The sequence below is a fragment of the Longibacter salinarum genome, assembly GCF_002554795.1.
In the GTDB taxonomy this organism is placed as follows: domain Bacteria; phylum Bacteroidota; class Rhodothermia; order Rhodothermales; family Salinibacteraceae; genus Longibacter; species Longibacter salinarum.
Genome location: NZ_PDEQ01000005.1, coordinates 53085 through 65185, shown reverse-complemented (window position 1 = coordinate 65185; position 12101 = coordinate 53085). Strand labels below are relative to the sequence as shown.

Here is a 12101-nt window from a genome sequence, read left to right as displayed (position 1 = left end):
CAACGTGATGGCACCCGGTTTTCGTGCGGCGCACAGGCTACCGTTCGGAGCGAAGCTCTCCGCCCCTTACCTATGGCCAAACGGTGGCGCCGCTGGTGTCGATGTATGCGAGATGTCCAGACCGGAGTTCGACGCGGGCGAGTCCATTCCGGAAATCCCAGGCGCGGGGAAAGGCCGGCTTGATGGCGAGATCCCCCGAGCGGTCGATGTATCCCCAGAGCGAGTCGACTTTCACCCGGGCGCGACCGTCGCGAAAGTACCAGGCCTGGTCGAACCGCGGCGTGATAACCATCTGGCCGTCCTGGTTTTGAAAACCAAACTGTCCATCCCGTGCGGTTCGCTTCAGAATGGCATCTCGATCCTGCAGCGAGCGGTCGGCCTCCTCCACGACCTCCGGTGCAAGACTAAACTTCGGGTCGACGACCATGTCGCCGGATCGATCGATAAAGCCCCACAGGCTGTCTTCGAGAACAGGCGCGAGGCCGTTGCTGAAGTGCCAGGCGTCGTGGTAGCGGGGGCGGACGACGAAGGCGCCGGATGTGTCAATGAACCCGTACTGGTCTTGCTGCTTCACGAGCGCCCGGCGTTCGACGAATTGCCATGCCTGCTCGAATTGCGGCTCGATTACAACCGTACCGCTACGGTCGATGTATCCCCAGTTGCCGTCTTGCTCGACCGGAAATAGGATGCGTTCGGACGCACTCCGGTGCGGCGAATCTGCCTCGGACGTTTCTTCGCCGGACGAGCCGCATCCCGCAACAACGATCGCCAGGAGGAGCGTTAGCGGAATGAACCGGATGACATTCTCGGCGGAGAACGAAAGACGTAGGAATCGAAGCATACACGGTCGGGAGCCGAGCGAGTGAAGAGGTCGATATCACGCACCTTTACCCGTCCAGCGGTGAAACGTTGCGAGCCCCTCAGGTCGTGGATCCATTGGCTACAGCCTCGGTTGGCTTGATGCAATGCATTCGCAGATCCCCACGCTTCCTTCCCTCCGGCGTCCCGAACCGTATGTCCAACAAGTCGATTGGCCTTCCCGACGACCTGCAGGAATACATGCTTGACGTGTCCCTTCGTGAGTCGGAGGTAATGCGTAAGCTTCGGGTCGAAACGATGTCTCACCCTCAGTCAGAGATGCAAATTGCGCCGGAGCAGGCGCAGTTCTTTCAGCTTCTTCTACGGCTCATGAACGCTCGTCGGACCCTGGAGGTTGGCGTCTTCACGGGGTACAGTGCACTGGCTGCGGCGGAGGCAATTCCGTCCGACGGCCACGTCACGGCTCTCGATATCAGTGAGGAGTACACAAACGTAGCACGGCGGTACTGGGAGGAAGCTGGCGTCGCGGACAAGATCGATCTTCGCATCGCACCCGCGCTGGACAGTCTCGATGTCCTTCTGGAAAAGGAGAATGCAGCGGAGACCTACGATTTCGCGTTTATTGACGCAGACAAGATCAATTATCCAACGTACTACGAGTTGTGCCTCCGTCTCGTCCGCCCAGGTGGCCTCGTGGTGCTCGACAACACGTTTCGAGACGGTCGTGTGGCTCATCCCGAGATTGAGGAGGAGAGCGTTCAGGTTGTGCACGACCTCAACACGGCTATTCATGCCGATGACCGGGTGGACGTGAGTATGCTCCCCCTCGCCGATGGCGTGACGCTGGCACGCAAACGGTCGTAGAGAATCCCGCCGCGTAAGCCGTGCGCAAATAATGGGGGGCGGCCTGCGTCCCTTCGTTGTATACGCCAGTTCAATCGAACGACTGCTTTTTCATTTCAAACGTGTACCGCCATGAATAACAACTTCATCACGCTCCTTCTTTTGATCCTGTTGCCCCCGCTCGGAGTCTATCTTCTGCGTGGCCTGGGAACGGATTTTCTGATCAACCTGGTCCTGACTCTGATCGGGTACATTCCGGGTATCATTCATGGCGTCTGGCTGTACACGCGCTAGAACTGTGTGGAGCCATCTACGGTCAAGATGCGCAAACCAGTACGTGAGGCGATTGGAATGTCACGTCTCGTGAAACTCACACATTCTATGGCGGTCAGGGATCGCAATTCTCCACGGGGACGACGACGTTAATACGCCTCATTCGTTGTCCCCGCGTTTTCCTGCTTTACGATGGATTCTAAGGTCAAGCGGTTGCTCATGGCAGCCGTAATCGTCATAAGTGTTGCCGGTGTCGAATATGTCACCGGAATCGAAATTCTAGGTATTGCGACGCGGTCGGCCACAGACCCGGTGGCGACGGTCCAAACGGAAACCACTGGGGAGGCGCCGAGCGGTCCGTATCTGCGTCTTGCGACGTGGAACCTGTACAACTTCGGCCGCTCGAAGAACGATCGCGAGATGGCGTTCATCGCGGAGACGCTGCGCGACTATGACATCGTGGCCATCCAGGAGGTGTCCACGGGTCCGGCCGGTGCGCAGGCCGTTGGTCGCCTGGTCGATGAACTGGATCGCCGTGGGTTTGACTGGGATTACCGACTCAGCGACCCGACAAGCGGCGACGGGTCGGAGCGCTATGCGTACGTCTGGAAAACCTCGCGTGCCCAGATCAAGGGGCGTGCCTGGCTTGAACCGACGCTTTCTCGCTCCATCGACCGCGAGCCGTACATGGCGCGCTTTCAGGAGCGGAAGAGCGGCAGCACCTTCCTGGTTGCCAGCATCCACGCCGTGCCGCGCTCGAAAGACCCGGAGCACGAGGTCCGGCAACTCGACGCGCTACACCCGCGGTACGCGTCCGACCATCTGGTCGTGCTTGGCGACTTCAACCTGGACGAGGATCACGAAGCGTTCAGTGGATTCCGGCGACTCGGCTACCGAGCGGTGCTCGACGATCAGCCGACCAGCCTTCGGCGGAAGCGGCGGACGGGTCCTAACGGTCATCTCGCCAACGAATACGACAATATCTTCGTGGAAATGGGACCGCTTCATATCTCGCGAGGCGGGATCGCTGACTTCACGACCGCCTTTTCAACTCTGCGTGAGGCGCGTCGGATTTCAGATCATCTGCCCGTGCACGTCGACATCCAGTGGACGGCAACCTCGGCCCCTGCACCATAACCTCATCATGCGGAGGTTGTAGTGAAAAGCTCCACGGGAGCGTGCGAGTTTTTCGCAGGCCATGTGATGGAGTACGTAGACAGCGATCGATTTGTACGAATGTAATATGTACATCCGATCGTTGTGAGCGTCCGCGAGCGACGCGACATCTCAGGTGTATGGAGCACGGCGATCGGTCGATACGACGTGTCTCTCATGATTACCTGCCGAGGCCATGGTTCTTCTTCACGACCGTCTTCTCGAGGATCGGTCGCTCCCCAGATTTCGTCTGAATGGATCCTCATCACGCCATGACCCGACATCGACGGCGGTCGGTGAGGCGCGCCGCGACCTTGAGATGCTAAAGGCGATGGCCCGTCGGCTCAGTAAGGATTGCAAATCCCTCGTTGTCGAGACGGATGCTGATCGAACGGCTACGAAGAACGAGGACGCGGACGGGCGGAACGCGCTTCATTTGCAGGCGCGTGCGGAGGCAATTGCTACGCTGATTCGGGACACAGAGCGGGTGCTCGATCGTCTGGATGCACAGGCCGCTACTGGATGAACAGCGATTGCTTGCTTCATGGACTGGTCCGTCCGCGAGAGTCAGTAGACACTGCTGGTAGCTTCGTGCTCGTAGATAAAAAAAGCCGCTCCCCCCGATTGGAGGAGCGGCTTTTCGTTTCAACGAGTCGGTCGCCTCAGGACTCTTCGCCCTCAAGAATGTCTTTCGGTCGTACGTCCCAGAGTAGCATCGTGTCGATGTCTACGTAGTCTTCTTCGCCCTGGTCGTCGATGAACTTGTAGTCGCCGTATGTGCCGCGCTCGAACGGTGGGAGGCGGTGCCACTCCATTCCCTCACCATCGACGAAGTGTTCGGGGAAGGGATTCTTAATCGAGTATCCCGGGTGGTACGATTTGTAGGTCTTCTGCGCTTCATACAGCGCGGCCCGTCGCGCGCCTGCTTTGGACGAGCTCTCCCCCTTCACGCGAAACGGGGAAATCGAGATGGTCGCCTGGACGAACCCGTCGTCCTTTTCGCGATACGTCGGCCGCATCACTTCGAAGTCGCTGGGTTCGGGATAGGCACTACTTTCGGCAGCCATAAGAGCAGAAGATCGTCGGGTCGTCGAAAAACATCGGGAGCCAGTGGAAAAACGGGGGCCGGCAAACGGCGGGCCGGTCACGGTTTATGCATTACTCCGCCGCAGCCAGCAGGATTCGTTCCGTTGGTCGCTTTTCATGGAGTCGAAGGGGAATTTGTGGCAAAACGACTCCAAGGCGTGGCTCATTCTGCCGGCTTCGGAAAATGTTCATGGATCCACGACGCGGGCCTGGTGGCTCGCAGCGCGCCAGAATCCGATTCGAGATCATCCGAAAGCGCATTTCGTCTGGACTCGGGGATGATACGCGTGCGACTCTGGCTCTGCATCGTAATTCCACGCAGCGAGCCTGTACAAGACGCTGATTCTTTGTACGATGCGGAACCTCCTAACGGATTTGGGCACACGGATTGTTTGTTTTCGTGCACCGCGCCCGTTCACGGGAGGTCGCGATGGTACGACGCACAATGGTTCGGATTGCCGGAAACCTGGTGGAATCTCGTGCGTCAATGCCGCACTTTTTCGCTGTTCATTTTGGGAGCCACGCCGAGCAGATGTTGCCGTGGTTTCACCTGCACGAGGGAATCGGAAGGCCGTGATACGTGTCGTATCGACCTACCTCGTGCAGTCCCACTCACCCCACTTTGTATACCAGAAGCATAGAAGCGCCATGTTCTACGACGAAATGTATGATGACGATATGATCCTCGACGACGCCATGATGGGAGGTCCTCTCATGGACGACGAACTCCTGATGGGCGACCCGTACGGGGATAACGACTTCTACGAGCTGGACGACGAGGAGGAAGAATACTCGTACGAAGACGACAACTACGACGAGTACTTCGGCGACGACCTCTCGGATTACTAGTCTGACTCGGTCGTTCGGGCGGGCGCTGTGCGCCTGCCTGTACGCAGGGAGGAGGAAGAGCCGGAGAGCCGCCCATTTTTGTGTACAGCCATCACCGTGGCTGATGCGTAGCGCCCTTTTCCGATCGGAGGAGGGCGCTGCGTTAGTTTCGAGCGTCTGGCCCGACGGAGAGTGACCTTTATTGTACGGGTGTGCGGAGGGCGTACGCTGCTCATGTCGCCGTTCGGGCGCATTGCGATGCGCCCTTACCTCTTCTGTTATTGCGACCTCAACTTCGATGGGTGACGACATGTTGTGGAGGAGGCTGTGGATAACTTTGTGGGTGTTCGCGGCGGGTGTGACGGACTTGGACAATAACAGTTATCGTAAGACCCTCTGGGTTCCCAATCATCAGCATCGGCGGCGAATTGGCTATTTCCGTTATGCGGATCGTCGAAGAGCTTGACGTTAGGAGATTGTGGATAAACAGATTTGCATCACGGCGTCCGTGCCCCTTCCTTTTGATTGCACGTGAGACGACTTCGCGACCGGCTGCTTGCTTTCGAGCAAATAGCCGTTATGCATCAGGGGGAAACCCACCATGATGTCGGTGAAAGGAAGTCGCGATGCCAGCGCCTTGGTACGTCCGCGCGTCTACTATCGATGACAGCACCCCGTGGGCGGGAGAGCCCCGTGCTGCATTCGCAGCTTTTGCTGTCAACGACGGTCTCGATTTGGTGAATCGCTCCGGCCCGCATCGTCTTCACACCGAAGACGTCAGGCGCTCGGTGTCAAACCAACTTTATTGAGGCTGACACTCCCTTTCGGTTGGACGCTGTAGCGGGACGTCGGACGCATGTGCGATCGTGCACATCCTTTCACTCCGTGCGCTGCTCTGTTTTTCTAATCCGGCTCGCAGTCGGTGCGGATACACCGTGGCGCGCGAACTCGTTCACCCTGCTTTCTGCACCGGTTTTTTTGCGCAGCGCCGAGCGGCCAGGCATCGACTGCACCGTTGGTCTGATGCCGATAAGAAGACGCGTCGCCGGCACGATCTACCGTCCGTCGGCGTAATAGACGCAGTCGATCGATTGCTGCCGCCCCGTAGCGACGGTCTTGTTTCCGAGTGAACGACCCGCGGAGATGACGAAGCCACGTGGGTTGGCTCTGGGACGGACCGGTAGCCTGCCCGGAGCAGGTATTTTGAGCGAGTTGAAATCCAGCAACCCTCCATTCAAATCCACACGGCACGCATGTCAGAATCCAACTCCTCCAATCTCTTTCAGGGAGATGGGGGTGCACCGGACCTCCCCGATACAAGCGAGCTCGAGGGCGGACTCTCTATCGATCGCGTTTTTTCGACCGAAGGAGAGCATCCGTTCGACTCGTGCGAATGGGAGATTCGGGATGCTTCCATCTCGAACCCGTCCGGGGAGATGATCTTCGAGCAGAAGGACGTCGAATTCCCCGAACACTTCAGTCAGCTCTCCACAAACATCGTCGCCAGCAAGTACTTCTACGGCGACAATGACAAGGGCAACGGTTCGCCGGAAGACGGCCTCCGTGAGTACTCGCTGAAGCAGCTCGTCGACCGGGTCACCCGTTCCATCACGGACTGGGGCAAAGAGCAGGACTACTTCGCGTCGGAGGAAGACGCGGAAACGTTTTACGACGAACTGACCTGGCTCTGCACCCACCAGTATGGCGCGTTCAACTCGCCGGTCTGGTTCAACGTCGGGCTCGGCCAGCAGTACGGCATCCGCGACACGGGCGACAAGAAGATCTACGGATGGGACTTCGATAAGGAGGACATCGTCAAGGTCGACCCCTACGAGTACCCCCAGGCGAGCGCCTGCTTTATCGTGGACGTGGAAGACTCGATCGACGGCATCTGGGAGACGATGGGCGAGAGTGCGCGTCTCTTCAAGTTCGGCTCCGGCGTGGGCGCGGACTGGTCGACGCTTCGCTCCACGAAAGAGAAGCTGTCCGGTGGCGGTGCGCCGTCCGGTCCGGTGAGCTTCATGGAGGTGCAGGACGCTACGGGCGGCACGATCAAGAGCGGCGGCAAGACGCGTCGCGCGGCGATCATGCAGACGCTCAAGTGCTGGCACCCTGACGTGATGGAATTCGTCGAGGTGAAGCAGAAGGAGGAGAAGAAAGCCTGGGCGCTCATCGAGCAGGGGTACGACGGCTCGTTCAACGGCCCGGCGTACGGCTCCGTCGCGTTCCAGAACGTGAACCAGAGCCTCCGCGTCACCGACGAGTTTATGGAGGCGGCCGACCGCGACGAGACGTACGGCTTGCGCACGGTCACCACGAACGAGGTGGTCGAAGAGATCAAAGCGCGCACGGTGCTCGACAAGGTGGCGGAAGGGACGCACGTTTGCGGCGACCCCGGCCTGCAGTTCGAGGACACGATTCAGAAATGGCACACGTGCAAGAACACGGACCAGATCAACTCCAGCAATCCCTGCTCGGAGTACATGTTCTTGGACAACTCGGCCTGTAACCTGGCGAGCCTCAACCTGCGCAAGTATCAGAACGAAGATGGGTCGATCGACGTGGAGCGTCTCCGCGCCGCTGCCCGCATCTTCATCACCGCGCAGGAGATCCTGGTCGATAACGCCGGTTACCCGGCGGAGGAGATTGCCCGCAACAGTCACCTGTTCCGTCCCCTCGGACTCGGCTTTGCCAACCTGGGCGCGTTGCTGATGGCGATGGGCTTCCCCTACGACAGCGACGAAGGTCGCGCCGTGGCCGGGGCCGTGCAGGCGATCATCCATTGCGAAGCGTACGGCCGCAGCGCCGAGATCGCAGCCAACGAAGACATCGGTCCGTTCGATGGCTATGCCGAGAACGAGGAGCCCTTCCTCGACGTGATGCGCATGCACCAGGCGGCGGTGGAAGACATCGACCGCGACCTGTGCCCGAGCGATCTGCTCGACAGCGCCCGTGAAAGTGCGGCTCGCATGGTCGAGCTTGGCGAGCGCCACGGCTACCGCAACGCGCAGGCCACCGTGATCGCGCCGACCGGCACGATCGGGTTCTACATGGACTGCGACACGACGGGCATTGAGCCGGACATCGCGCTCGTGAAGTACAAGCTGCTCGCCGGCGAAGGCGAGGGCATGATGAAGATCGTCAACCAGAGCGTGCCGGATGCGCTGGAGCGCCTCGGATACAACGAGGACGAGCGCAAGGCGATCATCGAGTACATCGATGACAATGACACGATCGAAGGTGCGCCGCTGCTGAAAGATGAGCACCTGCCGGTCTTCGACTGCGCCTTCAAACCGAACAACGGCGAGCGGTCGATCCATCACATGGGTCACATCCGCATGATGGGTGCCGTGCAGCCGTTCGTGAGTGGCGCGATCTCGAAGACGGTCAACATGCCGGAGGACGCGTCGGTGGAGGATATTGCTGACGCCTACCTCAAGAGCTGGGAGCTCGGCACGAAGGCCGTCGCGATCTACCGCGAGAACTCCAAGCGGAGTCAGCCGCTGTCGACATCCGAGGATGGCAACACGCAGAAGTCGGACAAGCAGAAGGCTGCCGAAGCTGCTGAAGCCGCGAAGGCCGCCGATCCGTCCGGTGACGGTGCGGTGACGCAAGAGCCGGAGATTCAGGAGAAGGTCGTCTACAAGCCGACGCGCAAGCGTCTGCCCGACGAGCGGCCGTCCATCACGCACAAGTTCTCCATTGCCGGTCACGAGGGGTACCTCACGATCGGGCTCTATCCGGAGAGCGTGCAGAACGGCGGCGCCGGGCGCCCCGGTGAGATCTTCATCACGATGGCCAAGCAGGGCAGCACGCTGGCCGGCATGATGGACGCGTTCGCCACGAGCATCTCCATCGCGCTGCAGTACGGCGTGCCGCTGGAGGATCTGTGCCGCAAGTTCAGCCACATGCGCTTCGAGCCGAGTGGCTTTACGAACAACAAGCAGATCCCGATCGCGAAGTCGATCATGGATTACATCTTCCGCTACCTGTCCATCAAATTCCTGGATCAGGAGCTGGAGCCGGATCTCGCCTCAGATGAGGAGGTGACCACGGACCCTAATGAGGCCGCTGCGGAGGAATCGCACCGTAGCGGCCCGGCGGTCGACACCACACAGGCGGAGCTTGACTTCGGCGATGTGGACGACGCCACGGCGGAGCAACAGGACGAGCTGATCGGTCAGACCGTTGAGGCCTTCATGGACGCGGCGACGTCGGGGAGCAATCCGGCGCAGGCGCAGGCCATGAAGAGCGCGACGGAGGATACCTTCCAGAACCAGTCCGACGCTCCGCCCTGCCCCGAGTGCGGCAGCATCACGGTCCGCAGCGGCGCGTGCTACATGTGCCCGAACTGCGGTGCAAGCACGGGATGCGGATGATACCGTGAAAGGGTTGCCGCGTGTGTGCGCGGTTGGCTCCAAGCAGCATCATTTGGCTGTATCGCATACGCCCGGTTCTCCGCGAGGAGGGTCGGGCGTTTTGCGTCGGTGCCGGTTGGGTCCATCCCGTTCCCCTGGCATTTATACATCGGTTTTCGGTGTGTCCCCCGTTTGCGTTGTAGGGGCGCATTGCAATGCGCCCCTACAACGCGGGGAAACCGGCCCGGACAGGGATGAATCGTACCCGCTGTGGGGACCCCGAACCGTGGACGGAAAACGACCCGGCGGGGGAACGGGCCGGCGTCCAGGAAAAATCGGCCACGATGGACACATGGCGACGTGTCGGTACGTTATCGGCCGTGTTTTTCCCACCAACGTTGTGGGTTTAGGCGGATGTATTGCCGTGCAGACCGCCATTCGCGTTCGTTCCGCAGGACGCGGTCGTAGAAGGTGCGTTGCCAGATTCGGGCATCGGGCTGGATGTCGCATTCGGCGCGGATCCGGCGGGTGACGGCTCCCTTAAAGCCGACCATGATCGAGGACAGCGAATTCGGCGGCCGGTAGGCGACGCCGTGGCGCTCCGGATCATGCCTTCTTGCGCGCAGGCTCTGGGCATTGCCGGCATCGGGCGGCGCGAGGGGGCGCCATCGGTAGCCCCGTGGCGAGACCTCCGTGACGCCCTCCGGCACGAGGCAGAGGATGCCGTGGACGTGGTCGGGCATCACGACAAAAGCATCCAGCACGACATTTCCCCGCAGCGTCTCGGTCCGGTACCACTCGTCCCGGACAATGTCGCCGGTGGGCGAACAGTCCATGACGCCGTCTCGAATCGAGCCGAAGAGAGGTCGACGTCGATGCGTCCGAACCGTCACGAAGTAGGCCCCGCGCGAACTGTAGTCGATGTCCGGATGACGGAGGCTGTTCTTGCGTTGCGGGAAATCCGGGCGAGGCATTGGTGCAGCAGGAGGTGAGAGACAGGTTCGGGGGCTGTCTCTAAGACCCATGCGCGCCGGAAATCATAACGCAGGCTCGTTTCTTCGGCACGGGTAGCCAGACACGGGTTGCGTGCTGGCGGACGTCGCCGGGCGCGACGCATTCGCCGAAACGGTCCGTTATTCAGTCGGACGAATCCGTATCCGGTCGGCCGAGTTTGGCGATCGGGAAGCCGTGGAAGTCGCCGTCGGTCTCCACGTCCTCAAAGGTGCCCGATTCCGGGTCGTAGTGGACGACGCGCTGGGATCCCGTTTCGAAGCGGTACAGCAGGAGAATTTCGCCCTCGACCTCAAGCGCGACGATCTTCCGCTCCAGCAGTCCGCCCGCGAGGCTGGAGGGAATCTCGATTTCGCCCTCGCGTGAGCCGTCTGCTCCGTAGCATGGGACGCTGACCGGTTGTGCAGAGCGCCGCCCCTCGGCGTCGGGTGCAGGCGTCGAGGCAGCGTCCTGCTGACCGGAGGACTCGGCTCCGCCGGTGAAGGGCGTCGACGCGATGATGTTTTCGATCTCTTCCGGGTCCAGGTCGATCTGCACATCGAAGGCGACGGCAGCATGGTCGTTCACGACTGGATCGTCGAGACCCTTTGGTGATTGGTACTCGGAGGAGGGCTCCGGTCCAGGCTCCGTGGGCACGTCTGCGCCCTCGCGTTCGTCCCCAGGGTCGGGTGTCGCGTCATCGCTGGATCGCATACGCGAGACGAAGACCTGAAAGACGAGGGACAAGACAAGCGCGAGGCCGAGGATTTGAGCCCACGTGGTCCAGGTCCATGGATTTTCGAACGCCCTCATCTGCCGAGTGGACGCGGCCTGGAAGATAGCTGGCGGGACGGCATCGAGCGAGCTCAACCGTTGGAGCGCGCGGTGGGCCTCGTCTTCCTGGCCGTGATCTGAAGCGATCCGCACGTTGGCGAGGAGCACCTGGGCGAGAAAGGTTGGCTCTTGAGCCGACCGGGAGAGGTCGATGATTTGATCCATGCGGTCGTAGATTGCATCTGGCTCGTCGGTTTCGGCGTATCGCAGGACATCGACGAAGTGAGAAGCGATCTCGGCCCAGGCATCGCCATGTTTCTGGGCACGCGACCGGGCCGCCGACAGGTCACCCGCTTCCACGGACTGACCGCGCACGGTGCTTGCGGCAGCGCGAACGATCGCGAAGCGGCTCTGGATGTCCATCTGACGTCCGTCGGACGCATGCCAGAGCCGGTCGCCGGTCGCCGACCGAATCGTATTCGCTTCGGCCAGGACGGTGTCGACAGAATCCGACGGGGGGCGGTCATCACGGACAGCCTCCAGAACGAAAGCCCAGGCTTGCGTCGTAGAAAGGAGAGCCGACAGCGCGAGGGACGTGTCCGGGTTTGCCAGTTCCTTCTGAGCCCGCTGCACGTGGGAGCGAGCTTGCACGTACCTTCCAGATCGAAGGGCGCTTTTCGCCCAACTGAAGTGAAGTTCTGCCTGCTCGGCAGGAGAACGTGTCGACGAATAGTATCTCGACGTTCGGAAGAGATGCGTACTTTCATCCGGGCGGCTGAGGCGCGAGGCGGCGATGCCCGCGAGTTCGTAGATCCGGCTGACCGTCAGGCTATCGGATTTCGTCGGCCCGCGGAGAACGTTATCCGCAAGCTGGATAACATTCTCAAACCGTTTTGCCCGCATCCAGCCGACAGCTTCGCGCACGACCCAATCGCCGTTCGACGGGTCGGCACACTGGCGATGCCGTTGGGCGTT

10 protein-coding genes are annotated in these 12101 nt (G+C 60.6%); 6 read left to right on the top strand and 4 right to left on the bottom strand.

Annotated elements, in window-relative coordinates:
• Positions 1-70 precede the first annotated feature (70 nt).
• Complete coding sequence (locus tag CRI94_RS10410; RefSeq protein ID WP_098075652.1) at positions 71-841, bottom strand: WG repeat-containing protein; 771 nt, start codon at positions 839-841, stop codon at positions 71-73.
• A gap of 173 nt (positions 842-1014) precedes the next feature.
• On the opposite strand from CRI94_RS10410, the gene CRI94_RS10405 reads away from it, so the two are divergent.
• The 4 genes from CRI94_RS10405 (at position 1015) to CRI94_RS10390 (ending at position 3616) form a co-directional block, all read left to right on the top strand.
• Positions 1015-1683: a class I SAM-dependent methyltransferase gene (locus CRI94_RS10405; RefSeq protein ID WP_098075651.1), complete on the top strand. Its 669-nt coding sequence runs from the start codon at positions 1015-1017 to the stop codon at positions 1681-1683.
• A 111-nt stretch (positions 1684-1794) separates the two neighbouring features.
• Positions 1795-1956, top strand: a complete 162-nt coding sequence (locus tag CRI94_RS10400) for a YqaE/Pmp3 family membrane protein (RefSeq protein ID WP_098075650.1) — start codon at positions 1795-1797, stop codon at positions 1954-1956.
• Positions 1957-2127: 171 nt separating this feature from the next.
• Complete coding sequence (locus CRI94_RS10395) at positions 2128-3072, top strand: endonuclease/exonuclease/phosphatase family protein (protein ID WP_098075649.1); 945 nt, start codon at positions 2128-2130, stop codon at positions 3070-3072.
• Positions 3073-3286: 214 nt separating this feature from the next.
• Entirely contained in the window at positions 3287-3616 is a 330-nt protein-coding gene (locus tag CRI94_RS10390) for a hypothetical protein (protein ID WP_098075648.1), read from the top strand.
• A 136-nt stretch (positions 3617-3752) separates the two neighbouring features.
• On the opposite strand, the gene CRI94_RS10385 is transcribed toward CRI94_RS10390, so the two are convergent.
• Positions 3753-4157 carry a hypothetical protein gene (locus tag CRI94_RS10385; protein ID WP_098075647.1) on the bottom strand — a complete coding sequence of 135 codons (405 nt, stop codon included), beginning with the start codon at positions 4155-4157 and terminating at the stop codon, positions 3753-3755.
• A gap of 667 nt (positions 4158-4824) precedes the next feature.
• Between CRI94_RS10385 and CRI94_RS10380 the strand changes: the two genes are divergently transcribed.
• A complete protein-coding gene (locus tag CRI94_RS10380; RefSeq protein WP_098075646.1) occupies positions 4825-5025 on the top strand; it encodes a hypothetical protein in 201 nt (66 codons plus the stop codon).
• Positions 5026-6257: 1232 nt separating this feature from the next.
• Positions 6258-9383 (top strand): vitamin B12-dependent ribonucleotide reductase, encoded by a 3126-nt coding sequence (locus CRI94_RS10375; protein ID WP_098075645.1) that lies wholly within the window; start codon positions 6258-6260, stop codon positions 9381-9383.
• A gap of 350 nt (positions 9384-9733) precedes the next feature.
• Here the strand turns inward: CRI94_RS10375 and CRI94_RS10370 are convergent, their stop codons facing one another.
• Positions 9734-10336, bottom strand: coding sequence for a transposase (locus CRI94_RS10370; RefSeq protein WP_098075644.1), 603 nt, complete (start codon positions 10334-10336; stop codon positions 9734-9736).
• A 163-nt stretch (positions 10337-10499) separates the two neighbouring features.
• Positions 10500-12050, bottom strand: a complete 1551-nt coding sequence (locus tag CRI94_RS10365) for a hypothetical protein (RefSeq protein WP_098075643.1) — start codon at positions 12048-12050, stop codon at positions 10500-10502.
• Positions 12051-12101: the final 51 nt, after the last annotated feature.